Below are 25098 nucleotides of genomic sequence, written 5' to 3' on the forward strand. Positions count from 1 at the left end.
GTTGGAGGCGTACGGCCGGGCTCGCGGGGCCCCGGCCGTCCGGTCCGGCAGCTTTCGGGTTCCGCGAAGAGGGGGCAACGGCTCGGGAAGGGCCCGCACTTGTGTCAAGATTCCGTGCCCCGGTCGGGGTGATCGGGCAACGGAAGAGGAAACGCAGTGATATCCATAGCGATACCCAAGAGATACAGACCCGCCGCCTTCACCGGGGTCGCCGCGGCCGTGATGTGCGGCTGCCTGCTCGCGCCCCCGGCGCACGCGGACGCCGGTGGTGCGCCCCGCAAGGCCGACCAGCGGACACTCGCCACCTTCGCCCGCATCGCCGACGATGTCCTGTCCCGGCGCACCCAGGCCCTGGTGGAGGACCACGCGGGGCGCGGCGGCCAGGACACCGGAGCGGTGACGCCGCGCATGTCCGGGCGGCTGCGGACGGACGAGGACGCCGCGCTGCGGTCGCTGCGCGCCCGCAAGTCGCGTCTGGCCCAGCTCGGCGAGGCCTACACGAAGGCGGACACCCGCGTCGTCGTGGACAGTGCCACGCTCACCGGCGGCACGGCGACCGTCCAGGTCACCGCGTCGTCGACGCTGACGTACAAGAAGGTGCGCGAGGGCGGGCCGCGCACCACCGCGTTCTCGACGCGGCAGGAGCTGAAGCTCGCGAACACGAAGGACGGCGGCTGGCAGCTGACCGCGATCACCTCGCGCAACCAGGGCCCTGTCGCGGTCGACGAGCCCGCGGCGGCCCGGACGAGAACCGTCGAGGACGACGGCAACCAGTACCCGGACGGCACACCCGCCTCGACCAAGTACCCCACCACGCCGATGCCCTCGGGCAAGACGGCCGGCACCTACGACTACTCCGCCATGGCGCGGTACGCGGAGAAGTACTGGCGCAGCTACAACCCGGCCTACCGCAAGTTCAACGGAGCCGGCGGCGACTGCACCAACTTCGTCAGCCAGGCGCTGAAGGCGGGCGGCTGGAAGCCCGTCCCCGGTTCCGCCTACGACTACCGCAACTGGTGGTACGAGAGCGCGGGCCAGAGCACCTCCTGGGTCGGGGTGAACGAATGGGCCTGGTTCACGCTGTCCAACCGGCGGGCCCCGAACCTGACGAGCGCCTATCAGCTTGACGTCGGCGACGTCCTGCAGGTGGACTTCGACAAGAACGGGTCCAAGGACCACACCATGCTGGTGACGTACCGCAACAGGCAGGGCATGCCGTACCTGACCTACCACTCCACCGACACCTACCGCAGGTCGCTCGCGAGCCTGATCGCGTCCTACCCCGACGCGCGCTACTTCGCGTACCGCACGTAGTGGACCGGGGCCCGGCAGCTGTGACGCTGCCGGGCCACAGGCTCGGCGGGGCAGTCCCGGCAGGTTCCGGGGTCGGCGCTCAGGCCCCGTAGAACCGTTCCTCCACGACCGCCCGCGCCCTGCGCGTGATGCGCCGGTAGTCGTCCAGCATCTCGCCGACGTGGCCGGGGTCGTACCCCAGGTACCGGGCGACCGCCGCCAGTTCGCGGCCGTCGGAGGGGAACGTGTCGCCCGCCCGGCCGCGCACCAGCATGACCGCGTTGCGGACGCGTGCCGCGAGGACCCACGCCTCGTCGAGGGTCGCCGCGTCCTGCGTCGGGATCAGCCCCGCCGCGCAGGCCGCGGCCAGCGCCTGCCGTGTCCGGGTCGTGCGCAGCCCCGGTTCGGCCCAGCCGTGCTCCAGCTGCAGGAGCTGCACGGTCCACTCGACGTCGGAGAGACCGCCGCGGCCCAGCTTCGCGTTGAGGGTCGGGTCGGCGCCGCGCGGCATGCGTTCCGCCTCCATGCGGGCCTTGAGGCGGCGGATCTCGCGGACCGCGTCCTCGCCGAGGCCCTCCGCGGGGTAGCGCAGCGGGTCGACGAGTTCGATGAAGGCACGCCCGAGCTCCTCGTCGCCCGCGACCGGTTCGGCGCGCAGCAGCGCCTGCGACTCCCAGACGAGGGACCAGCGGCGGTAGTACGCCTCGTACGACCCGAGGGTGCGCACCAGCGGGCCGCTGCGGCCCTCCGGGCGCAGGTCGGCGTCGATGAGCAGCGGCGGATCGGCGGAGGGGAGCTGCAGGAGCCTGCGCATCTCGGCGACGACCTTCGCCGCCGCCTTCGCCGCCTCCTGCTCGTCGGCGCCCTCACGCGGCTCGTGCACGAACAGGACGTCCGCGTCCGAGCCGTAGCTCAGCTCGTGGCCGCCGAAGCGGCCCATGCCGATGACGGCGAAGCGGGTGGGGAGCGTGTCGCCCCAGCCCTCGCGGACGACGGCGCGCAGCGTGCCCGCGAGGGTGGCGGCCGTCAGGTCCGACACGGCGTCGCCCACCCGGTCCACGAGCGTGCCGGGGTCGGCCTCGGCGGGGCTGTCCTCCGTGCCGTACGTGCCGATGAGGTCGCCGGCGGCGGTGCGGAACATCTCGCGGCGCCGTACCCCGCGCGCCACGGTCACGGCGTGCTCGGCGCCCTCCGCGCGGCGCACGGCGGCCAGTATCTCCTGCTCCAGGTGGGCGCGGCCGCGCGGTTCGAGGCCGCCCTGGTCACCGAGGAGGGCGACGGCCTCGGGGGCGCGCAGCAGCAGGTCGGGGGCGAGGCGTCCGGCGGACAGGACGCGGGCGAGGTTCTCCGCGGCGGCACCCTCGTCGCGCAGCAGCCGCAGGTACCAGGGGGTCTTGCCGAGCGCGTCGGACACCTTGCGGAAGCCGAGGAGGCCCGCGTCGGGGTCGGCGGAGTCCGCGAACCAGCCGAGGAGCACCGGCAGCAGGGTGCGCTGGATGGCCGCCTTGCGGGTCACGCCCGACGCCAGTGCCTCCAGGTGCCTGAGCGCCGCGCTGGGGTCCGCGTAGCCGAGGGCGACGAGGCGTTCGCGGGCCGCCTCCGTGCTCAGCCGCGCCTCGCCCGGGGCGAGTTGGGCGACGGCGTCGAGCAGCGGGCGGTAGAAGAGCTTCTCGTGGAGCCTGCGCACGACGGATGTGTGCCGTTTCCAGGCGCGGCCGAGCTCGGTGATCGGCTCGGTGCGCATGCCGAGGGAGCGGCCGATGCGCCGCAGGTCGGCGTCGTCCTCGGGCACGAGGTGGGTGCGGCGCAGTTTGTAGAGCTGGATGCGGTGTTCGAGGGAGCGCAGGAAGCGGTACGCGTCGTCGAGCTGGGCGGCGTCCACGCGCCCCACGTAGCCGCCCGCGCCGAGCGCCTGGAGCGCGACGAGCGTCGAGCCGCTCCGCAGCGAACGGTCGCTGCGGCCGTGCACCAGCTGGAGCATCTGCACGGCGAACTCGACGTCGCGCAGCCCGCCGGGGCCGAGCTTCAGCTCGCGGTCCACCTCGCCCGCCGGAATGTTCTCGATGACCCTGCGCCGCATCTTCTGCACGTCGGGCACGAAGTTCTCGCGTTCGGCGGCCTGCCAGACGAGCGGGGCGAGCGCTTCTACGTACTCCTCGCCGAGCGCGAGGTCGCCCGCGACAGGGCGGGCCTTGAGCAGCGCCTGGAACTCCCAGGTCTTGGCCCAGCGCTGGTAGTACGCGAGGTGGCTGGAGAGCGTGCGCACCAGGGGGCCGTTCCTGCCCTCGGGACGGAGGTTCGCGTCGACGGGCCAGATGGTGCCCTCGACGTTCGTCTCCGAGCAGATCCGCATCATGTGCGAGGCGAGGCGCGTCGCGGCCCGGATCGCCTTGTCCTCGTCGGTGCCCTCGGCGGCCTCGGCGACGAAGATGACGTCGACGTCGGAGACGTAGTTCAGCTCGTGACCGCCGCACTTGCCCATCGCGATCACCGCGAGCCTGCACTGCGCGGCGTCGCCGGGCGCGGCCGCGCGGGCCTGGGCGAGCGCCGCCCGCAGCGTCGCCGTGGCGAGGTCCGCGAGCTCGGCCGCCGCCTGGGCGACGTCGGTCGTGCCGCACACGTCGCGGGCCGCGATGGAGAGCAGGCAGCGACGGTACGCGACGCGCAGCGACTCGGGATCGGCGGCGTCGGCGAGGCCCCGCTCGAACTCCGCCACGCCGGGGTGCAGGTCCGCCGATTCGTAGGTGACGAGGGCACGCCAGTCCAGGGGGTGCCTGGCCAGGTGGTCGGCGAGGGCCTCGGAGGCGCCAAGCACACCGAGGAGGCGGTCGCGCAGGGGCTTGGCGGTGACGAGGGTGTCGAGGAGCTCGCGCCGTCCGAGGTCGTCGCCCTGCGCCTCCACGAGCCGGACCAGGCCGAGCAGCGCCAGGTCGGGGTCGGCGGTGGCGCCGAGGGCGTCCAGGAGCAGCGGGTCGTCGCGCAGGGCGCTCAGCGCGGGGTCGTCGAGGAGCCGCTCGGCGGTTGACGGGTCGGTGAAGCCGTGCCGCAGCAGCCGTGTGAACGTACTGCTTCGTCGCCCTTGCGGCACCGTCATGCGAGCCTCCGTTCGATCACTCCTCGGCCCGAGCCTAAGGCCTCCCCGGCGAACCGGCGCCCGGCCACCCCGCGACACCCTGCGCACGGCCGCTGACAGGGGCTCAACTCCCTGGTGTACTGCGGACCATGGAATACACACTCGAAGTGATCCCGCTTCCGGTCAGCGACATCGACCGGGCGAAGGAGTTCTACAGCGAGAAGCTGGGCTTCCACGTCGACATCGACACGGAGGTCATGCCCGGCATGCGCATCGTCCAGCTGACCCCGCCGGGGTCGGGCTGCTCCATCGCGCTGGCGGGCGACGCGCTCTGGGAGACGATGGCGGGCCCGAGGCCAGCCGTCGGCTCCTACCAGGGCCTGCAGCTGTGCGTCGCCGACGCGAAGGCCGCGCACGCGGAGCTGGTCGCGCGCGGGCTCGACGTCTCGGAGCCGGTGCAGCACGCGCCGCAGGACGGCGGCACGTTCATGTACTTCAAGGACCCGGACGGGAACGGCTGGGCGATCCAGGAGTACCGGGTGCGGGCGACCACGCCGCTGCGGGAGGCGATCACCGCGCAGGACTGACGGCCAGGACCTGCGGCGCGATGTTCTTGATCACGGTGTTGGTCCAGCGCATCTGCCGCAGCGTCCGCGGATGGCACTCCGAGGCGAGGACGAGCAGCGCCTCGTCGCGCGTGGCCCGGGCGGCCTGGGCGAGCATCTCCCAGTGCAGGGAGTTGTCGACCGCGGCGAGGTGGAGGGCGCGCAGGTCGCGCAGGAGGGACAGGCCGCGGTGGCCTTCCTCCGGGTCGGGGCCGGGGCAGGCGGTGCGCGTGTCCTCGTGGGCGGCGGGTTCCGGCCCTGCCCCGGCCTCTGTCAGGCGCCGGGCGTGTTCCCGGGACCAGTGGGCGAGGTCCGTGGCGACGTGGCGGACCTCGTGGTCGGCGCGGTGCCGGTCGGCGGCGGCGAGCAGGTCCGCGGCCAGTCGGCACTCGCCTCGGTGGAGGGCGCGCAGGGTGAGGCCGATGCCGTTCATGCGGTGTCCTCGGTGACGTAGGCGGAAGGGCCGCCCGTGGTGTCCGGTACGGAGCCGTGGCGGGCCGGCGCGGACGCGGTGGTCGTGGGCGCGGAGGCGATCTCGCCGTGTGCGCGTTCGACGAGGCGCAGCGCGGCCGCGGCCGTCTTGAACAGGGGTTGTTTGGAGACGGGGTCCCAGTCGGTCACGGTCGTCTCGTTGGCGGCACGCCCAGGGGTTTCGCCGTCCGGGCCGCTGCCCGCCTTGGTGTCCCAGTAGCCGTAGTGGAAGGGGACGAACAGCAGCCCCGCACGGATGCCGGTCACCCGCAGCCGCCCCCGCAGGGACCCGCGATCCGTGCTGACCTCGACCAGGTCGCCCTCGTCGAGGCCGAGGGCGCCCGCGTCGGCGGCGGATGCCTCCACCCAGACGTCGGGGGCGGCCTCGTTCAGCTGGGGCGCGCGGCCCGTCTTGGTGCGGGTGTGGAAGTGGTAGAGGGTGCGGCCGGTGGTGAGCTGGAACGGGTACCGGTCGTCGGGCGCTTCATGGGGCGGCAGGTAGGCGGCTGCCTTGATCATGGCCTTGCCCTCGGGGTTGGACGCGCGGTACTCGTCGGCGTCGGTCGCCGCGCCGGTCTGCAGATCCTTGCCGTACGTCTCGCAGTGGTCGGGCCGCGCCCAGCTGATGCCGTCGGTGTAGAGGCGGTCCGTGCCGTCCGGCGCGTCGTCGTTGCAGGGCCACTGGATCCCGCTGCCGCCACGCAGCTTCGTATGACTCAGTCCGGTGTAGTCGCAGGGCCGTCCTGCGCTGCACCGCTTCCACGCCTCGAACGCCGATTCCGGGTCGTGCCAGGTGACGAGGGGTCCGCCGGTCTTGTCGCGGAAGTCCATCCGGGCGGCGTAGTCGAGGAAGATGTCGAGGTCGGGGCGGGCCTCGCCGGGGGGCTCGACGGCCTTGTCGGCCAGGTGCACGGTGCGGTCGGCGTTGGTGAACGTGCCGGTCTTCTCGCCCCAGGTCGCCGCGGGCAGGACGACATCGGCCAGCTGCGCGGTCTCGGTCAGGAACAGGTCCTGCGCGACGACGAAGAGGCGTTCCTGACCGAGGATCGCACGGACGCGGGCGAGCTCCGGCAGGGAGACGGCGGGGTTGGTGCCGCTGATCCAGAGCATGCGGATCGAGCCCTGCTCGGCGTAGCGGAACATCTGCATGGCGTGGGTGGGCGGGGCGAAGTGCGGAATGGTCTCCGGTTCCACGTTCCACACGCGTGCCAGGTCGGCGACGTGGTCGTCGTTCTGCCAGTTGCGGAACCCGGGCAGGTCGCCGTCGGCACCGCACTCGCGGGTGTTCTGGGCGGTGGGCTGTCCGTTCATCTGCAGGACACCCGCGCCGGGCCGCCCCAGCATGCCGCGGATCAGGTGCAGGTTGTTGATCTGCACGGCGGCGGCGGTGGCCTGGTGGGACTGGTAGACGCCTTGGAGGACGGTGGACAGGAGCCGGTCGGCGGTGCCGACGAGCTCGGCGGCCTCCTCGATACGGGCGGCGGGCACGTCGCAGATCCCGGCGGCCCACGCGGGCGTGCACTCCGCCACCTCGGACACCAGCTCGTCGAAGCCGATGGTGTGCGCCGCGAGGTAGTCGTGGTCGACGCGGTCGGTGCGGATGATCTCGTGCAGGAGCGCGTTGAGGAGGGCTACGTTGGTGCCGCCGCGCGGCGCCAGATGTACGGCGGCCTCGCGGGCGACGCGCGTGGGGCGCGGGTCGACGCAGAGCAGCCGGGGCGGGTCTCCCCCGGCTAGCCGGTCCAGGATGCGCATCCACTGCACGGGCTGGGTCTCGGCGATGTTGTGCCCGAAGAGGGCGATCGTGTCGGCGTGGTCGACGTCGTCGTAGCTGCCGGGCTGTCCGTCGCAGCCGAAGGACTCCTTCAGCGCCTCGGCGGCGGTGGCCGTGCAGAGCCGCGTGTTGCCGTCCAGATGGTGGGTGCCGATGCCGGCACGGGCCAGGATCGCGAGGGTGTAGTACTCCTCCAGGTACAGCTGCCCGCTGGTGTAGAAGCCGAGCGAGCCGGGGCCGCTCTCCGCGAGCAGTTCGCGCGACCGGCTCACGATCCGCTCCATCGCGGTGTCCCAGTCGCACTCCACGAGCCGCCCGTCCCGGCGGATCAACGGCCTGGTCAGCCGGTCGGGCGATGCGTTCGCCTGCCACCCGAACAGGTCCTTGGGGCCGAGCCGCCCCCGGTTGACCCGGTCGCCCGCTCGGCCGCGCACCCCCGCGATGCGCCCGTCGACGACGGCGATGTCCATGGCGTCGCCGTCGGAGTGCAGGATCGAGGCGGCCTGCACCCAGTCCGTCACCGCGCCGGGTTCGACGCCGTCCGCGAGGAACGTGTCGACCCGTGCGGGCCACGGCTCATGCCGGTCGTACGGGGTGCGGCTGCCCCACGGCCGTGCGATCCGGTCCACCGAGGCGTCCACGCCTGCCTCCTCCTCGCCCCCACGGCACCCGCCGTGCCACGCGATCACGCGGCACGGCACGGGTACCCGGCCTGCGCCGGGGCATATCAGGGGCGGCGGACGGGCGGGACGACTTCACCCGGGTGGTGCAGGACCGGCAGGTGTGGGAGGACCCGCAGGTGTCAGACACCCGCAGGTGTCAGAGACCGGCAGGTTTCAGAGGACCGGCAGGTTCTTCCGCAGCTCGAAGGCCGTGACCTCGGAGCGGTACTCCTCCCACTCCTGCTTCTTGTTGCGCAGGAAGAAGTCGTAGACGTGCTCGCCGAGGGTCTCGGCGACCAGTTCGGACTTCTCCATGAGCGCGATGGCCTCGCCCAGGTTCTGCGGGAGCGGCTCGATGCCCAGGGCGCGGCGCTCGGCGTCACGCAGTGCCCACACGTCGTCGTCCGCGCCCGGCGGGAGTTCGTACCCCTCCTCGATGCCCTTGAGGCCGGCGGCGAGCAGCACCGCGTAGGTGAGGTAGGGGTTGGCGCCGGAGTCGATCGAGCGGACCTCGACCCGGGCCGAGCCCGTCTTGCCGGGCTTGTACATCGGGACGCGGATCAGCGCGGAGCGGTTGTTGTGGCCCCAGCAGATGTACGAGGGTGCCTCGCCGCCCGCGCCCGCGGTGCGCTCGGAGCCGCCCCAGATGCGCTTGTACGAGTTCACCCACTGGTTGGTGACCGCGGAGATCTCGGCGGCGTGCCGCAGCAGGCCCGCGATGAAGGAGCGGCCGACCTTGGAGAGCTGGTACTCGGCGCCGGACTCGTAGAACGCGTTGCGGTCCCCCTCGAAGAGGGAGAGGTGGGTGTGCATGCCGGAGCCGGGGTGTTCGGAGAACGGTTTCGGCATGAAGGTGGCCTGCACCCCCTGTTCCAGGGCGACCTGCTTCATGACCAGGCGGAACGTCATGATGTTGTCGGCCGTGGAGAGCGCGTCGGCGTAGCGGAGGTCGATCTCCTGCTGGCCGGGGGCGCCCTCGTGGTGGCTGAACTCCACCGAGATGCCCATGGATTCGAGCATCGTGATGGCCTGGCGGCGGAAGTCCATGCCCACGTTCTGCGGGGTGTGGTCGAAGTAGCCGGAGTTGTCGGCGGGGGTGGGCCGCGAGCCGTCCAGCGGCTTGTCCTTCAGCAGGAAGAACTCGATCTCGGGGTGGGTGTAGAAGGTGAAGCCCAGGTCGGAGGTCTTGGCGAGGGCGCGCTTCAGCACGTAGCGCGGGTCCGCGAAGGACGGGGAGCCGTCGGGCATCAGGATGTCGCAGAACATGCGGGCCGTGCCGGGGGCCTCGGCGCGCCAGGGCAGCACCTGGAAGGTCGACGGGTCCGGCTTGGCGATCATGTCCGACTCGTACACCCGGGCGAAGCCCTCGATGGCCGAGCCGTCGAAGCCGATGCCCTCGTCGAAGGCCTGCTCCAGTTCGGCCGGGGCCACGGCCACCGACTTGAGGAAGCCGAGGACGTCCGTGAACCACAGGCGCACGAACCGGATGTCGCGCTCCTCCAACGTACGGAGCACGAATTCCTGCTGCTTGTTCATCTTCCGCTTCCACCCATCCTTGCTGGTCAGGCCACCTGCATTCGCGCCCAGGGACACACCGGGCACACGAGCATCCCACTCCTTGGTTTCGTGCGCGTTGCGGGCCCCGTGCGCGGCGTTCGAGCCGTTTCGCTTGCCGCTCTGTGCCCATAGTGCCTGCTGCGCCGGTCGGCCGTAACGGCGGCGGGCTCCGACTGCCACCCGATCGTCGGCCCGACCCCCGCCTCTATAAGTTGCATTTGAGATGCTAATTTGAGGATCGAAGCAGACAAGGGGGGCGCAACCCTCCCTTACCGAGCCCTGCCCATCGCCACCAGGCACCGAGGAGCCCACGTTGCTGTCAGAACCGTCGGCCGCGACCGTCCGAGCCACGCTTCCCGTCGTCGGAGCGGCGATCGGTGCGATCACCGAGCGCTTCTACGACCGGCTCTTCACCGCCCATCCCGAGCTGCTCAGGGACCTCTTCAACCGCGGCAACCAGGCCGCGGGCACGCAGCGGCAGGCCCTCGCAGGCTCCATCGCCGCTTTCGCGACGCACCTGGTGGAGCACCCCGACGAGCGGCCCGACGTGATGCTGAACCGCATCGCGCACAAGCACGCGTCGCTCGGAGTGGCCCCCGACCAGTACGAGACGGTGCACCGGCACCTCTTCGCCGCCATCGTCGAGGTGCTCGGCGACGCCGTCACGCCCGAGGTCGCCGCGGCGTGGGACGACGTCTACTGGCTCATGGCCAACGCCCTCATCGCCATCGAGGCCCGCCTCTACGCCGAGCAGGGCGTCACGGCGGGCGAGAACACGTGGCGCGAGTGGGAGGTCGTCGGGCGCGTGGAGGAGACGGAGGACGTCGCCACGTTCCGGCTGCGGCCCGCCGACGGGGCGCCCGCGCCGGGGTTCCGTCCGGGGCAGTACGTGTCCGTGCAGGTGCGCCTCGACGACGGGGCGCGGCAGATACGGCAGTACAGCCTGTCGGGGGCGGGACACGGCGGGCTCGACGTACGGCAGATCTGCGTGAAACGGGTGCGGGGCGAGGCGGGCACGCCCGACGGAGAGGTCTCGAACCATCTGCACGCGCGCGTGCGGGAGGGCGATGTCCTCCGCGTCTCCGCGCCGTACGGCGATCTCGTCCTCGGCGAGACGGACGCGGATGTTCCGCTGCTGCTCGCCACCGCGGGGATCGGTGTCACGCCGATGATCGCCATGCTGGAGCAGCTCGCCACGTCGGGGCACCGGGCGCCGGTGACCGTCGTACACGCCGACCGCTCACCCGCGGAGCACGCGCTGCGGGCCGACCACGAGGCGTACACCGCCAAGCTCCCGGACGGCTCGGCGTACTTCTTCTACGAGCGGCCGGAGCAGGGCCACCCCGCGGAGCTCACGGGGTACGCCGATCTCGCGGCCCTGCCTGCGGTCCCGGCCGGCACGCGCGCGTACCTGTGCGGGCCGCTGCCGTTCATGCGGGCGATCCGTTCCCAGCTGCTCGCACGCGGGGTCGCCGCGGCCGACATCCACTACGAGGTGTTCGGACCGGACCTTTGGCTGGCCCGGAGCTGAGCGCCGATGGGTCAGGCGGTGGGGCGGGTCGTGATGCCCAGGAGGAGCGGACCCGTCGGGCTCGCGACCATGTCCTCCACCGTCAGGGGGTCCAGCGAGGCGTAGAACGCCTCCTGCGCCCTGCGCAGCGCGTCACGCAGGCGGCATGCCGGGCTCAGGGGACACGGCGTGCCGCTCTCGCAGTCCACGACGTCGCCCGTGCCCTCGAAGGACCGCACCAGCGCGCCGACCGACGCGCGGCGCCCCGCCTCGGTCAGCGCGAGCCCGCCGCCCCTGCCCCGGCGGGCCTCGAGGAGCCCCATCTTCTGGAGCTCGGCGACGACCTTCGTCTCGTGGGTGTACGGCACCGCCATGTCGGCGGCGACCTCGCGCGTCGTGGGGGCGCCGTCCGCGCCGTCCACCACGGCCAGGCGCATGAGGGTGCGCAGTGCCAGGTCGGTGGAGCGCAGGAGCCGCATACGGCCGAGCGTAGGGAACGCGCGGCGGTGGCTCAAATTGCTCCGTCGCGCCGGTGGGAGGACGGAGCCGGAAGGCCGTTCCGTGGTACGGGCTGTCGTACGTCATGTAGGACGTCCGGTAGGACGGCGTGCGGTACGCCCTGTGGTACGGCCCCTCCTCCGATTACGATCAGCGGACTCGTTCGTCGTCCCGTCCGTCCCTTTCCGCAGAAGGACACACCATGGGTTCCGCCAAGAACACGAGCAACGCTTCCCGCAAGGCCCGGATAGAGGAGATGCGCCGGGCCGAGCGCGCACGCGAGCGCCGGGGCCGGGCCCTGACGATCACGGTCAGCGCGGTCGTCGTCGCGGCGCTGGGCGTGGGCGGCTACTTCCTCGTCGACAAGGCCTCCGACGACTCGGACTCCGACTCGAAGAACAGCGCGCAGGACTGGCCCAAGTACAAGGTCTCGGCGGACGGCGAGAAGGTCTGGGGCAAGCTCGGCCGTACGCACGTCACGAAGACCGTGGACTATCCGATGACGCCGCCCGTGGGCGGGGACCACAATCAGGTCTGGATGAACTGCAACGGCGACGTCTACAAGAAGGAGATCCCGGAGGTGAACGCCGTGCACTCCCTGGAGCACGGTGCCGTCTGGGTCACGTACAACGACAAGGCGAAGCCGGCCGACCTGAAGAAGCTCGAAGCGAAGGTGAAGGCAACGCCGTACTCGCTGATGAGCCCGGTGAAGGACCAGAAGGACCCCGTCATGCTGACCGCGTGGGCACACCAGCGGACGGTCACGGGCGCGGACGACCCGAAGGTCAAGGAGTTCTTCTCGACGTACGTCCAGGGCAAGCAGACGCCGGAGCCGGGGGCGGCGTGCACGAACGGTCTGGGACAGTGAGGCCGGTGGGCGGGACGGGCGCGGTGAAGTGGGGATCGGCGTGAGGCGGCGTACCAACTGGATCGTCGGCGGGGTCGTCGCGGCGGTCGTCGCCGGGGGCGGGATCACGGCGGCGGTGGCCTCGACGGACTCCGACTCGGGCGGCTCGCCCGCGACTTCGTCGGCCGACGCGGGGTTCGCCCGCGACATGGCGGTCCACCACCAGCAGGCGGTGGAGATGTCCTACATCGTGCGGGACCGTACCGACGACGAGGACGTACGGCGCCTCGCCTACGACATCGCCCAGACGCAGGCCAACCAGCGCGGGATGCTGCTGGGATGGCTGGACCTGTGGGAGCTGCCGAAGGTGCCGGAAGGGGCGCCGATGGAGTGGATGGGCATGGGCGACATGCCACCCGGCAAGGACGGCGCGCTGATGCCGGGGATGGCTACGGGGGCGGAGCTGAAGCGGCTCGGCGAACTCAGCGGCGAGAAGGCGGAGATCCTCTACCTCCAACTGATGACCCGGCACCACCGGGGTGGGGTCCACATGGCGCAGGGGTGCGTGGACCGCTGCGAGGTGTCCGCGGAGCGGAGGCTGGCGCGGGGGATGGTGGAGTCGCAGGAGTCGGAGATCGAGCTGATGTCGTCGATGCTGAAGGCGCGGGGCGCGAAGCGGTGACTGGCGGGGGGCGGTAGGCCGGGGTGGGGCGGGGGCGCTTGCGGTCCGTCTGCGGGGCGGGGCGCGCTTGCGGTCCGTCTGCGAGGCGGGGCGCGCTTGCGGTCCGTCTGCGAGGCGGGGCGCGCTTGCGCTTGCGGCCCGGTGGGGGCGGGGCGGGGGCGCCTTCCGTCTGTGGGGCGGGGGCGTTTGCGCTTGCGGCCCGGTGGGGGCGGGGGCGCCCAGGGCCCGTCGGAGGGGCGGGGCCGCGGGGGTATGTACGTACTCGCCATCCCTGCGCCACGCACAATGCCCCTTGCCGCCCCGGTGGGCTCGGTGCTCCGTGCGCACATACCCCCACGTCCCCTCGCGAGCGCTTGCGCCTGCGGCCGGGTGGGGGTGGGCCGCGCCTACCGGCCCGATCGGTGCAGCAGCCCCCCCCACCCGCCCCTACTCCCGCTGGACGTCGCGGGGCAAACGGGTGGGCGGGTGGGGAGCATCCGCCGCGAAGCGGCGTGGGTGGCGCTCCTACCCGCACAGGGCGGTGCGGGGTGAGCGGGCGGGTGGGTGTGATCCGCCGCGGAGCGGCGGGGTCGGGGTGCCTGAGGCCCAGGGGCCAGGTCACGCCAGGCGGGCCAGATCCCCACGAAGAAGGCGCCCGCGCAGAGCGAGGCCGGCCACGTACCGCTCGACCTCCCCCACCGCGTACTCCCCCAGCCTCCGCACCTCACTCCCCTGCGCCCCCGCGATGTGCGGGGTCACCAGCACGTTGGGCAGGGAAAGGAGCGCGTGCCCCGGAGGGAGCGGCTCCGGATGCGTGACGTCCAGGAACGCGTCCAGCCGCCCCGAACCGCACTCCCGCGCCAACGCCTCCGTATCGACCAACGCCCCCCGAGCCGTGTTGATGACGACGCCGCCGTCGGGGATCAGCTTCAGCATGTCGCCGCTCAGGAGCCCCTCCGTCTCGGGGAGTTGGGGCGCGTGGACGGTGACGATGCTGCTGCGGGCGCACAGTTCCGCCAGCTCCACGAGTTCCACGCCGAGCGCCACGGCGTCCGCGGGAGCCACGTACGGGTCCGTGAGGAGAACGCGGCAGCCCGCATCCGAGGACCGGAGCGCCGCGATCACGCGCCGCCCGATCCGCGACGCGCCGACGACGCCGATCGTGCGCGCGTCCGCGCCGGTGCGGTCGGTGAAGGACGGCCACCCGGAGGCGTAGCCGGCCGCCGCGGGCAGCGCCCCCTTCGCCGCGAACGTGATCGCCGCGAGGGTGAACGCCACGACGGGATCCGCGTTCGCGTCCGCCGCCGAGGACACGACGACGCCCCGGTCCCAGACCGCGTCGGTGACCATCGGTTTGACGGAGCCCGCCGCGTGGACGACCGCGCGCAGCCGGGGCGCGAAGGCGAGGATCTCTGAGGTCAGGGGCGGGCACTCCCACCCCGTGACCAGGATCTCCGTGTCCGCGAGCACCGCCCGCGCCTCGGGCGTCGTCAGCGGTCCGGACAGCAGCAGCGGGGACAACGCCACGCTGCGGGCGAGCCGTTCGCGGAGGTCGGCCGTGAACACGCGGTCCGCGACCTCGACGCCCATGGCCAGCGCCGCGAACGGCGGCCCGCCCCCGCTCCGTTCCCGCCGATCCGCCCGCTCTGCCTCTTCTGCCACGCGTGACCGTCCCTCGTAGTAACCGGTTACCAACCAGCGTCTGGAGGCTAGGACCAATCCGGGAGAGTGGTCAAGAGAACACGAGGCGAAGGGGGTTGACCGGGCGAAGTAACCGCTTTAGATTCCGGGCACCTTATTCCGACGACGGAGGGGTTGCCGTGCCGACGGTGACGAAGGAACGGGCGGAAACCGGGGCGGTGAAGCCGCCCGGGAGAAGCGATAACGGATCAAATGCCACCACATCAGGGCGCGGCGCACTGTGGAAACGGTTTCAGCGCACGCGCGTCCTGGTGCTGCTCATGGTGCCGGGCCTCGTGTACTTCCTGGTGTTCCACTACGGCGCCTTCGTCGCCAACGCCGTGGCCTTCAAGGAGTACGTCCCCTTCGACGGACTGTGGGCCAGCCCGTGGGTGGGCACGGAGAACTTCTCGCGGATGTTCGGCGACCCGGACTTCTGGCACGCGACGTGGAACACCCTGTTCATCGCCGTGCTGCAGCTCGTCTTCTTCTTCCCCGCACCGCTCGCCCTGGCGCTGCTCCTGCACAGCCTGACCTCGGATCTGCTGCGTCGTTTCACGCAGTCCGTGATCTATCTGCCGCACTTCCTGTCGTGGGTCGTCGTGGTCGCACTCTTTCAGCAAGTGCTCAGTGACACGGGGTTGTTGAACACGTTCCTGAGCGACTCGGGGCTGCACACCGTCGACATCATCGGCAACCCGGACGCGTACAAGCCGCTCGTCGTCATCGAGGTGATCTGGAAGGACGCCGGGTGGGGGACGATCATCTTCCTCGCCGCGCTGATGCAGGTCGACGAGCAGCTGTACGAGGCGTCGGCGATCGACGGGGCCGGCCCCTGGCGGCGGTTCTGGCACGTCACGCTGCCGAGCATCCGGCCCATCGTCATCCTGCTGCTGATCATGCGGCTCGGTGACATCCTCTCCGTCGGTTTCGAACAGATGCTGCTGCAGCGGCAGTCGGTGGGCCCCGAGGTCGGTGAGGTGCTCGACACCTTCGTCTTCTGGCAGGGCATCGTCGGGGGCGACACCGGCTACGCCGCGGCCGCGGGCCTGTTCAAGGGCGTCGTCGGCGCTGCGCTCGTCTTCACCGCCAACCGGATCGCCCACCGGCTCGGCGAACAGGGGGTCTACAAGTGAGCATCGGTACCCGTGCGGCAAAGGTCACGCGTCCCGCCTGGATGGAGAAGCCGCGGGCCGCGACCAAGGTCGCCAAGGGCGTCGCGGTGGCCGTCGTTCTCGCGCTCGTGCTCGTTCCGTTCCTCGTCATCGTCTCGACCTCCCTCGCCTCCAACCGCGAGGTCGTGGAGAACGGCGGCTGGGTGCTGTGGCCGAGCGATCCGACCCTGCGCGCCTACCGGACCATCCTCAACGGCGGCATCGTCACCAAGGCGCTCGGCGTCAGCGTCGGCCTCACCGTCATCGGCACGCTCTTCTCGCTCGCGTGCACCACCTTCCTCGCGTACGCGCTGGCCCGCCCCGGTGTCTTCGGCGGCAAGCCCGTGCTGCTCCTGATCCTGTTCACCTTCCTCTTCCCGCCCGGCATGATCCCCGCGTTCCTGCTGGTCAAGGGCATGGGAATGATGGACACGTACGCCGCGCTCATCGCGCCCGTGCTCATCAACGTCTTCAACCTGATCGTGTTGCGCGGCTTCTTCCAGGGGATACCCGAGGAGTTGTACGAGGCGGCCAGGCTCGACGGCGCCGGGGACTGGCAGATCCTCTGGCGGATCGTGCTCCCGCTCTCCAAGGCGGCGCTCGCCGTGGTCTCCCTCTTCTACGCCGTGAGCTACTGGAACGCCTGGTTCCACGCCTCCATCTACATGGAGTCCGGCCACTGGCCGCTGTCGCAGGTGCTGCGCACGTACGTCATCGGCGGCTCGCAGATCGCCGACACCGGCCTGAGCGAGGCCGGCATGGTCTCCGCGCCGCAGACGACGCAGATGGCCGTCCTGGTGATCGCCACCGTGCCGATCCTGCTCGTCTACCCCTTCCTGCAGAAGTACTTCACCAAGGGCGTGCTCACCGGCGCCATCAAGAGCTGATACCTCACCTCGTCGTACAGAAGGGCTCCTTCCCGTGTCCGGTTCCTCGATGTCGCGCCGCACCCTGCTCCGTTCCATGGCCGTCGGCGGCGCCGCCCTGGCCGCGCCCGCCGTCCTCACCGCCTGCTCCACCGGGGCCGGCGGCGGAGGCAACGTCTCCAACGCCGGCAAGAAGGCGGCGCCCTGGCCGACGTACGCACCGGCGAAGGGTCCCACCCCCGATCTCGCGCCGACCGCCGAGGGCGTGCAGCCCGGGTACACCACGTACCCGGAGAAGCTGGTCCGCGCGACGGCCGAGAAGGCGGGCACCGGCAAGCAGAAGATCAAGGTCATGACGATCACGTACGGCACCCCGCCGAAGCCGGTCGGCCGCAACGAGTACTGGCAGGCCGTCAACGAGGCGCTGGGCGTCGAGGTCGAGTTCACCGTCGTGCCCGACGCGGACTTCCGCGCCAAGATGTCCACGCTCATGTCGGGCGACGACCTGCCCGACATGATCAATTTCGGGGGCGGGTACGTACTGCCGCGCGAGTCGCAGTTCGTGAAGGCGCGGTGCGCGGACCTCAGCGACCACCTGTCCGGCGACGCCGTCAAGGACTACCCCAACCTCGCCAACATCCCCACGTACGCCTGGGAGGGCATGGGGCGCATCGCCGGGCACATCTACGGGCTGCCGATCGAGCGGGCCAAGGTGCAGGGCGCGATGTTCATCAACCGTGAGGCGTTCGACGCGGCGGGGTACCGGCCGGGCATGTCCGCACCCGACTTCCACGCGATGGCCGCCGAGGCATCGCAGGGCAAGAAGTTCGCCCTCGGCGCCTCCACGGTGGGCTTCTACGGATATCTGTACCACGCGATGTGGCACGGCGCGCCCAACCAGTGGCAGCTCAAGGGCGGCAAGGCCACCGACATGTACGGGACCGACGCGTTCAAGGCGGCGCTGGAGTACATGGCGAAGCTGCGCGAGGCCGGTGCGTACAACCCGGACGCCACGTCGATCTCCCAGGTCGACCTGAAGACGCAGTTCTACAACGGGACCGTCCGCTCGATGACCGACGGCTGGGGCGCCGTCATCTCCAACGCGCAAGGAATCAAGGACGAGTTCACCCTCGATGTGGCGGAGCCTTACACGGTCGACGGCGTGACGCCCGTCTATCAGCAGAACCGCGGCTGTTTCGGCTACACCGTCGTCAAGAAGGCCTCCAAGGAGCGCATCGAGTTGATGCTCCGCGTACTGAACTGGCTCGCCTCGCCGTTCGGCACGAAGGAGTACGAGCTCATGCACTACGGAGTGGAGGGCACCCACTTCACGTACAACAAGGACGGCGATCCGGTCGCCACGGAGACCGGCCTCATCGACTCCAGGACCAACCTGCCCTTCCCGTACCTGATGGACGCCCCGCAGCCGCTGTACTTCCCCGGCTTCCCGGACCTCACGAAGCGGTTGCACGCCTGGGAGAAGAAGGTCGTCCCGCTCCTCGTGCCCGACGACCACTGGGGGTTGATGTCGGAGACGTTCAACCGGCAGGGCGCCACGATGCAGCAGATCATCGAGGACGGCGTGACGGCGGTCGTCTCCGGCCGCAAGAAGCTCTCCGACTGGGACGGCATCCACCGCAAGTGGCAGTCGCAGGGCGGCAAGCGGGCCGCCGAGGAGTTCCTCGCGGAGTACGAGGCCGCGCACTGACCCACGGGTACGGGGACGGGGTACGGTCGGCCGATGGGCAGGAGAGGGAGACACAGTGGGTGAGCGGGTCACCATCCGCGAGGTGGCCGCGCGCGCGGGCGTCTCGGTAGCGACCGTCTCGCGGGTCCTCGCGGGCAACTACCCGACGTCCACGGCGTCGCGGGCCAAGGTGCTGCGCGCGGTCAAGGACCTGGACTACGTCGCCAACGCGCACGCGCGCGCGTTGGCGGGCGCGGGCCGCAAGACGATCGCGGTCCTCATGTTCGACGTGGTGGGCGCGTTCTACGCGCAGGTCGCGCAGGGCGTCGAGATGGAGGCCGCGCAGCGCGGCAGGCTCACCCTGGTCGCGTCCACGGGCAGCGACCCGGCCCGTGAGCTGGCCCTGGTCCAGATGATGCGCGAGCAGGCCGCGGAGGCGGTGATGCTGGTGGGCGGTGTCGTGCAGGACGACGAGTACCGGCAGCGGATGGCACGCTACGCCGAGGCGCTCGCGGCGGCGGGCTCCCGCCTCGTGCTGTGCGGCCGCCCGGCGCCGACGCCCGACGTGCCCGCGCTGGTCGTGGAGTACGACAACGAGGCGGGCGCCCACGCGGTGACCAGCCACCTGCTCGGCGCCGGGCACCGGCGGATCGCCCTGCTCGGCTACGAGCCGGGCAACACGACCGGCGAGGACCGTCTCGCCGGGTTCCTGCGGGCGCTCAACGACCACGGGGTGCCGCGCGGCGACGCGGTCCTGCACGGGACGGGTTTCGGGCAGAACCACGGCTACGAGGCGATGCGCGACCTCCTCCGGAAGGCTGACGGCAGGCCGGACTTCACAGCGGTCTTCGCGGGCGACGACCGGGCTGCCGCCGCGGCGGTCGTCGCGCTGCGGGAGTACGGGCTGCGGGTCCCCGAGGACATGTCGGTGGTCGGCTACAACGACGACCCGGTCGCGGGCGACATCACGCCGGGCCTGACGACGGTCCACATCCCCGCCGAGGAGATGGGCCGCACGGCCGTGCGCCGCGCTCTCTCGGGCTCCCCGCGGGCGGGCCAGGAGCGGCACGTGCTGGGCACGCACATCGTCATCCGGGACAGTGTGCGGCGGGTTCGGGGATAGGTCCCCCGGCGAGCACGGCTCGCGCCACCTCCGCGGGACGGTCGCGCATCACCAGGTGGCCCGACGGGGCCGCCACGCGGAAGGACGCGTCGAGGGCGTGGGCGAGTCGTCGTTGGCGGCCGAGCCAGCGGCGCGAGCCGCCTCCGTACGCGGCGAGCACCGTCACCGGGGCCCCCTCGGGAAGGGGCAGGCGGCGGCGGAGCGCGGCGAGTTCGCGGGCCGTGTCGCCGTACGTCACGTACTCCATGAGCGCCGCCCGCCACACCCGGCTGCTCCCGTAGAGCCACGCCCACGGCGTCGGTGCCGTCAGGCGGCGCAGGGCGGGTCCCACCGCCCGCGGCAGTCCCGTCGTGCACAGCAGCGTGCCGCACGCGCGCGTGGCCGCCACCCGCATCCCGCGCGGCAGGAGGGTGCGGGGCCGTTCCTCGACGCTGGAGTCGACGAGGACGAGCCCCGCCGTGCGCTCCGGGAACAGCCGCGCGAACGCCTCCATGTGGAATCCGGCGAGCGAGTGCCCGACCGCCGTCACCGGCGCCCCGCCGAGACCCACCGCGTCCAGGACCCGCACGATCCGCTCCGCCTCGTCCCGCGCGGTGGGCGCCACGCGCGCGTGGCCGCTGAGTCCGAGGCCGGGCCGGTCGAAGCGGACCACGGTCCGGTGCGGGGCCAGCAGCGGCACCACCGGGTCCCAGTCGAACCAGCCGAGCCCGAGCCCGGCACCGAGCACGCACACCGGTCCGCGGCCCGTCACCTCGACGTGGTGCGGCACTCCCCCGACCCGTACGAACCCGGCCCGAGTGAACCCGCCCCGTACGAACGTCGTCACTCCCGCCGCGCCTCCGCCGCCGCCGACCACGCGAGGACGACGAGCCACACCGCGATGGCCAGCACCTGCAGCCGCTGCCCGATCCCGAGTCCCCATGTGCCGAGGCCGGCCTCGAACGCGGCGATGGACGTCAGGGTCCAGCCGGTGGCGACCAGTTCGAGGGCGACGAGGAACGGCCCCGTGCGCGCGAGCGCGCGCCAGGACGCGGCACGGCGGCGGGCCGCGACGGTGAGGAGCACCATGCCGACCAGCGCCCCCGCGACGGCGAGGCTGCTGCTGACCGCGTGCGCGGTGTGCGTCCACGGCACGTCGCCCGCCCGCTCCCGCGCGAGGCAGCCGGGGTCGGCGGTCGCCGCGCAGCTCAGCGGCAGCCGTGAGTCGGCGGCGGTGGCGGCGCCGAACAGCGCGAGCCCCGCCCAGCCGACCGCGGGGAGCCGTCCTGCGCGCGTCCTCCGGGCCGTCGACGCCCATACCGCGCCCGCGAGGACGAGGAGCCCGGCGAGGAGGTCCACGGTGCGGAAGAACGTCCCGTACGGCTGGTCCTCGGCGGCGAGTTCACTGACGTACGCCGTGCGGGGCGAGAGCCCGGTCGGCAGCAACATCTCCGCCGGCCAGGTGCTGTACGCGAGGGCGCCGGCCAGCAGGAGGCCCGCGAGGACGCGCGCGGCGGTGGACCGCGAGGTCCGGGCGGGCCGCCACGCGGCGGGGGGCTGCTGTTTCGCCATGGGGGCGGCTGTCGTCGCGGGAGAGGGCATCGGCGTACAGGCGCTATCTCGGCTCATGTGTCGCCCTGTGGTCGGGGTGGATCCAGCCGGGTTTGCGGAACTTGAGGAAGGCGGCGGGCGCCAGGACGCCGAGTGCGAGCAGGCCGCCGCCGACGATCAGGAGGTAGCGCCACAGGGGGCCCTTGCCGAACTGGTCGGGCGGTACGAAGCCGATGGCGAGCGCGGCGAGCGACGCGACGAATCCGACGGCCGCGACGACCTTCACGGCGGGGACGACGAAGCCGCGCGGCACCTCCGGCTGTGAAGCCCGCAGCCGTACGACGGCCACGAACATCAGCAGGTACGCGATGAGGTAGATCTGCACGGTGATGACGGAGAACATCCAGTACGCGCTGGAGACGTCGTCACTGAAGGCGTACAGGACGCCGATCAGCGTGGTGACGACGCCCTGCGCGACCATGATGTTGCGCGGGACGCCCGCCTTGTTGAACTTCTGCAGGACCGGCGGCAGGTAGCCCTCCTGGCGGGCGAGCGTGACCAGGCCCTTCGCGGGCCCGGCGAGCCACGTGAGCATGCCGCCGAGCGCCGCCATGACGAGCATGATCCCGACGACCTTCGTCAGCCAGCCGACGTGGAAGTGGTCGAAGAACGCCTGGAAGGCCTGCATCAGACCGGCGGTGAGGCTGAGCTCCTCCGACGGCATGACCCAGCTGATGGCCAGGGCCGGAAGGATGAAGATCAGCAGGACGAGGCCGGTGGCGAGGAAGATCGAGCGCGGGTACTCGGCGCGGGGGTGGCGCAGCGAGGACACGTGGACGCCGTTCATCTCCATGCCCGCGTAGGAGAGGAAGTTGTTGACGATGAGGACGAGGCTGGCGAGGCCGGTCCACGGGGGCAGCCAGTGGTCGGGGCTCATGGGCGCGGCGGACTCGTTGCCCTGCCCGAGGAAGACGATGCCGAGGACGACGAGGACCACGCCGGGGACGAGGGTGCCGATGATCAGCCCCGAGGAGGAGAGCCCGGCGACTGTCTTGGTGCCCCGGCAGGTCACCCAGACACCCGTCCAGTAGATGACGACGATGACGATCGCTACGTAGGGGCCGTTTTCGGCGAGGCTCGGATGGATGACGTACGCGAACGTCGAGGCCACGTAGGCGAGCAGGCTCGGGTAGTACGCGATGGTCATGGCGAACTGGCACCACACGGCGACGAACCCCAGCGGCCTGCCCAGCGCCTCGCTCACCCACCTGTAGATGCCGCCCGACCATCCGGAGGCGAGCTCGGCGCCCACGAGGGCGGTGGGGAGCAGGAAGACGACGGCGGGCAGGAGGTAGAGGAAGACGGCGGCCAGTCCGTAGATGGCCATCGACGGCGAGGGACGCAGGCTGGCGACGGACGCGGTGGTCATCAGGGCGAGCGTCACCCAGGAGATGAACTGCCTCGGAATGGCGGGGTCCGGTTCCGGCAGGCTTCCCGCACGGGTTTGCTGCGGTTCGTCCGTGTTCGTCATGCGCTCATGATCGTCGGAGCGGCGGGGGCCCGCATGTCGCCGCATACCCGGCGGGGGTAAGGTCGGCCGCATGGCGAGGACGGGGCCGAGGATCGGCGACGGGACCGGGCGGCTGTTGCTGCTCGCCGCGCTGCTGCTCGGAATCGTGACGATGCACACGTTGGGGCATCCCTCGGGCGACCACGGGGGCGCCCCGGAACCGGCCGCGATGCGGCACACCGGGGTCACCACGCCACCCCCGCACCCACCCCGTCTCGACGCACTGTCCCACGGGACGGACACGGCACAGCCCGAACGCGACGCGGCTGCCCGCGGGACGGGGGCCGCCGATCCTCGGCCCGGCGCCAACGAGCGACAACTCGGCGCCGCCGCCCACCAGGCAGGGGCCGCCGTTCAGTACAGCGGCGCCGCCGCGCACCGGCGTGGCGTCGGGGACCGGCTCGTTGCCGATGCTTCGCACGGGTCGGGCGACGGGATGGCGATGGATCCGCTGTCCGTGTGCCTCGCGGTGCTCGGCGCGTTCACGCTGCTCGTGCTGGTGCGGGCCGGGCTGCTGCGGCCGGGTGGGGTCGTCGACCGTTCGCGTACGCCGGGACGGCTCCTGCACGCCCTGCGGCCGAACCCGCCGCCGCCTCGCACACTCCTCTCCCACCTGTCGGTGCTGCGTATTTAGGCCTGCGCACCGGCTGCTTCGCGCTGCCCGTGGAACTCGTGGCGTCCCGATGGGGACCCGCGGGCGCCGAGCCGTGCACCAGAAGCAGCAGACGTGTCCAGCCGCACGCACCACACGCACCACACGACGAGGTGTCACTCAGTCATGCGTAATGAAGTTTCCATGCGCGTTCCCTCCGGACGCGGCCCCTCCCGGCGCGCCGTGCTCGGCGCCGCCGCCGCGGTCGCCGGGACGGGGATCCTGACGGCCTGTTCCGACGCGGACCCGGGCCGCCGTACAGGGCACGGCGGTCACGGCAGTCACGGTCAGGGCGGGGCCTCCGGCCCTGACGGATACGTGGACCCCGCGGGCAGGGAGGTCGCGGACGCCGAGAAGAAGCGGGGCCGTGGCGGCCGCACCCGTGAGGTCAGACTGACGGCCGCACAGACCGGGCTCGACCTGGGCGGGCCCACCGTCAGGACATGGGCGTACGGGGACCGGCTCCCCGGCAAGGAGGTCCGCGTCACCGCGGGCGACACCCTCGCCCTCACCCTCGCCAACCACCTGCCGCGGGCCACGTCCCTGCACTGGCACGGCGTCGCCCTCCGCAACGACATGGACGGCGTCCCCGGCCTCACCCAGCAGGACATCAAGCCCGGCGCGGACTTCACCTACCGCTTCGCGGTGCCGCACCCGGGGACGTACTGGTTCCACCCCCACTCCGGAACCCAGCAGGACAGAGGCCTGTACGCACCCCTGATCGTGGAGGACCCGAGGGAGCCCTTGAAGTACGACAAGGAGTGGGTCGTCGTCCTCGACGACTGGGTCGACGGAGTGGACGGATCAACCCCGGACGGCGTGCTCGCGGAACTGAGCAAGGGCATGGCGGACCATGACATGGGCGGTGACTCGGGGGGCGATGGCGGCGGCCACGGCGGACACGACATGTCGAACATGGCGGACATGACCCACGCCGCCCTGCGGGCAGACGGCTCCCCCGCCCCCGGCCCCTCCCGCATGATGATGGGCGCCACGAGCGGCCTGCTCGGCGGCGACGCGGGCGACGTCGCCTACCCGCACTACCTGGTCAACGGGCGTACGGCCAAGGCGCCCACGCAGTTCCGCGCCCGCCCCGGCGACCGCATCCGCCTGCGCGTCATCAACGCCGGCGGTGACACCGCGTTCCGCGTCGCGCTCGGCGGCCACGAGATGACGGTGACGCACACCGACGGCTTCCCCGTGCGGCACACGGCGACGGACGCGCTGCTCCTCGGCATGGGTGAGCGGTACGACGTGCTGGTCACCGCCAAGGACGGTGTCTTCCCGCTGACCGCACTGGCCGAGGGCAAGAAGGAAGCGGCCCTCGCGGTGCTGCGCACGGGCGGCGGCGCCACACCCACGGCGTCGGCCCGCCCCGCCGAGCTGAAGGGCCGCCTCCTGACGGCGGACAAGCTGCGCGCGCACGAGTCCGTGGCGCTGCCTTCCCGCAGGCCGGACCGCACGATCCGGCTCCGACTGACGGGCGGCATGGCCAAGTACGACTGGGCCTTCGACAAGAAGCCCTACGCCCCGGGACAGCGTCACCCCGTCCGCGCGGGTGAGCGGGTCCGCCTGACGTTCGCCAACTCGACGTCGATGTGGCACCCCGTCCACCTCCACGGCCACACCTTCGCCCTGGCGGGCGTGCGCGGCGGCCCCCGCAAGGACACGGCCATCGTGCTGCCGAACGGCACGCTTTCGGTGGACTTCGAGGCGGACAACCCGGGCCTGTGGATGATCCACTGCCACAATGTCTACCACGCGGAGGCGGGAATGATGACGGTACTCGGTTACCGCACCTGACGGGCAGTCACGCGGGCCGGGACCCGCGTGGGGCGCGCTCCCGGACACCCGTCCGGGGGCGTCGCCCCGGGCCACCATAAAT

General features: G+C 71.8%; 20 protein-coding genes. 11 read left to right on the top strand and 9 right to left on the bottom strand.

Annotated elements, in window-relative coordinates:
- Positions 1-156 precede the first annotated feature (156 nt).
- Entirely contained in the window at positions 157-1314 is a 1158-nt protein-coding gene (locus DEJ47_RS10275) for an amidase domain-containing protein (protein ID WP_223828298.1), read from the top strand.
- A 79-nt stretch (positions 1315-1393) separates the two neighbouring features.
- On the opposite strand, the gene DEJ47_RS10280 is transcribed toward DEJ47_RS10275, so the two are convergent.
- Positions 1394-4387, bottom strand: a complete 2994-nt coding sequence (locus DEJ47_RS10280) for a bifunctional [glutamine synthetase] adenylyltransferase/[glutamine synthetase]-adenylyl-L-tyrosine phosphorylase (protein ID WP_150167072.1) — start codon at positions 4385-4387, stop codon at positions 1394-1396.
- 128 nt (positions 4388-4515) lie between these two features.
- On the opposite strand from DEJ47_RS10280, the gene DEJ47_RS10285 reads away from it, so the two are divergent.
- Positions 4516-4953, top strand: a complete 438-nt coding sequence (locus tag DEJ47_RS10285) for a VOC family protein (RefSeq protein WP_150167074.1) — start codon at positions 4516-4518, stop codon at positions 4951-4953.
- On the opposite strand, the gene DEJ47_RS10290 is transcribed toward DEJ47_RS10285, so the two are convergent.
- The 3 genes from DEJ47_RS10290 to DEJ47_RS10300 all read right to left on the bottom strand — a co-directional run bounded on the left by DEJ47_RS10290 (position 4937) and on the right by DEJ47_RS10300 (position 9414).
- Entirely contained in the window at positions 4937-5404 is a 468-nt protein-coding gene (locus DEJ47_RS10290; protein WP_150167076.1) for a hypothetical protein, read from the bottom strand. The genes DEJ47_RS10285 and DEJ47_RS10290 overlap by 17 nt on opposite strands.
- Entirely contained in the window at positions 5401-7857 is a 2457-nt protein-coding gene (locus tag DEJ47_RS10295; protein WP_150167078.1) for a molybdopterin oxidoreductase family protein, read from the bottom strand. The genes DEJ47_RS10290 and DEJ47_RS10295 overlap by 4 nt, the downstream gene beginning before the upstream one ends.
- Positions 7858-8052: 195 nt before the next feature.
- Entirely contained in the window at positions 8053-9414 is a 1362-nt protein-coding gene (locus DEJ47_RS10300; protein ID WP_055564891.1) for a glutamine synthetase family protein, read from the bottom strand.
- Between the two features lie 334 nt (positions 9415-9748).
- Between DEJ47_RS10300 and DEJ47_RS10305 the strand changes: the two genes are divergently transcribed.
- Positions 9749-10966: a globin domain-containing protein gene (locus tag DEJ47_RS10305; protein WP_150167080.1), complete on the top strand. Its 1218-nt coding sequence runs from the start codon at positions 9749-9751 to the stop codon at positions 10964-10966.
- Positions 10967-10977: 11 nt separating this feature from the next.
- Here the strand turns inward: DEJ47_RS10305 and DEJ47_RS10310 are convergent, their stop codons facing one another.
- A complete protein-coding gene (locus DEJ47_RS10310) occupies positions 10978-11424 on the bottom strand; it encodes an RrF2 family transcriptional regulator (RefSeq protein ID WP_150167082.1) in 447 nt (148 codons plus the stop codon).
- A gap of 221 nt (positions 11425-11645) precedes the next feature.
- Here DEJ47_RS10310 and DEJ47_RS10315 point away from each other — a divergent pair, with 221 nt between their 5' ends.
- Positions 11646-12311, top strand: coding sequence for a DUF3105 domain-containing protein (locus DEJ47_RS10315; RefSeq protein ID WP_150167084.1), 666 nt, complete (start codon positions 11646-11648; stop codon positions 12309-12311).
- A 34-nt stretch (positions 12312-12345) separates the two neighbouring features.
- Positions 12346-12972: a DUF305 domain-containing protein gene (locus DEJ47_RS10320; RefSeq protein ID WP_398334524.1), complete on the top strand. Its 627-nt coding sequence runs from the start codon at positions 12346-12348 to the stop codon at positions 12970-12972.
- Positions 12973-13569: 597 nt separating this feature from the next.
- Here DEJ47_RS10320 and DEJ47_RS10325 read toward each other — a convergent pair.
- Entirely contained in the window at positions 13570-14613 is a 1044-nt protein-coding gene (locus tag DEJ47_RS10325) for a hydroxyacid dehydrogenase (protein ID WP_398333698.1), read from the bottom strand.
- A 299-nt stretch (positions 14614-14912) separates the two neighbouring features.
- Between DEJ47_RS10325 and DEJ47_RS10330 the strand changes: the two genes are divergently transcribed.
- From DEJ47_RS10330 to DEJ47_RS10345, 4 genes are read left to right on the top strand one after another with little or no spacing between them, the layout of a single operon-like run.
- Positions 14913-15767, top strand: a complete 855-nt coding sequence (locus DEJ47_RS10330) for an ABC transporter permease (RefSeq protein ID WP_150167088.1) — start codon at positions 14913-14915, stop codon at positions 15765-15767.
- A gap of 41 nt (positions 15768-15808) precedes the next feature.
- The gene (locus tag DEJ47_RS10335; RefSeq protein ID WP_150175542.1) at positions 15809-16672 is read left to right on the top strand and encodes a carbohydrate ABC transporter permease; all 864 of its coding nucleotides are present in this window, start codon (positions 15809-15811) and stop codon (positions 16670-16672) included.
- Between the two features lie 49 nt (positions 16673-16721).
- Positions 16722-18359, top strand: coding sequence for an extracellular solute-binding protein (locus DEJ47_RS10340; RefSeq protein WP_150167090.1), 1638 nt, complete (start codon positions 16722-16724; stop codon positions 18357-18359).
- Positions 18360-18414: 55 nt separating this feature from the next.
- On the top strand, positions 18415-19461 hold the full coding sequence (locus DEJ47_RS10345) for a LacI family DNA-binding transcriptional regulator (RefSeq protein ID WP_150167092.1): 1047 nt from the start codon (positions 18415-18417) through the stop codon (positions 19459-19461).
- On the opposite strand, the gene DEJ47_RS10350 is transcribed toward DEJ47_RS10345, so the two are convergent.
- Genes DEJ47_RS10350 through DEJ47_RS10360 form a run of 3 tightly spaced genes read right to left on the bottom strand, consistent with a single transcriptional unit; the run spans position 19427 to position 22522 of the window.
- Entirely contained in the window at positions 19427-20287 is an 861-nt protein-coding gene (locus tag DEJ47_RS10350) for an alpha/beta fold hydrolase (protein ID WP_223828299.1), read from the bottom strand. The two genes, DEJ47_RS10345 and DEJ47_RS10350, sit on opposite strands and share 35 nt — an antisense overlap.
- On the bottom strand, positions 20284-21012 hold the full coding sequence (locus DEJ47_RS10355; RefSeq protein ID WP_150167096.1) for a DUF998 domain-containing protein: 729 nt from the start codon (positions 21010-21012) through the stop codon (positions 20284-20286). The genes DEJ47_RS10350 and DEJ47_RS10355 overlap by 4 nt, the downstream gene beginning before the upstream one ends.
- A gap of 43 nt (positions 21013-21055) precedes the next feature.
- Entirely contained in the window at positions 21056-22522 is a 1467-nt protein-coding gene (locus tag DEJ47_RS10360; protein ID WP_150167098.1) for an APC family permease, read from the bottom strand.
- Positions 22523-22592: 70 nt separating this feature from the next.
- Between DEJ47_RS10360 and DEJ47_RS10365 the strand changes: the two genes are divergently transcribed.
- Both DEJ47_RS10365 and DEJ47_RS10370 read left to right on the top strand, forming a co-directional pair.
- Positions 22593-23195, top strand: coding sequence for a hypothetical protein (locus tag DEJ47_RS10365; protein ID WP_150167100.1), 603 nt, complete (start codon positions 22593-22595; stop codon positions 23193-23195).
- Positions 23196-23357: 162 nt separating this feature from the next.
- Positions 23358-25016 (top strand): multicopper oxidase family protein, encoded by a 1659-nt coding sequence (locus DEJ47_RS10370; protein WP_150167102.1) that lies wholly within the window; start codon positions 23358-23360, stop codon positions 25014-25016.
- Positions 25017-25098: the final 82 nt, after the last annotated feature.

Source organism: Streptomyces venezuelae (assembly GCF_008642355.1).
Classification (GTDB): domain Bacteria; phylum Actinomycetota; class Actinomycetes; order Streptomycetales; family Streptomycetaceae; genus Streptomyces; species Streptomyces venezuelae_B.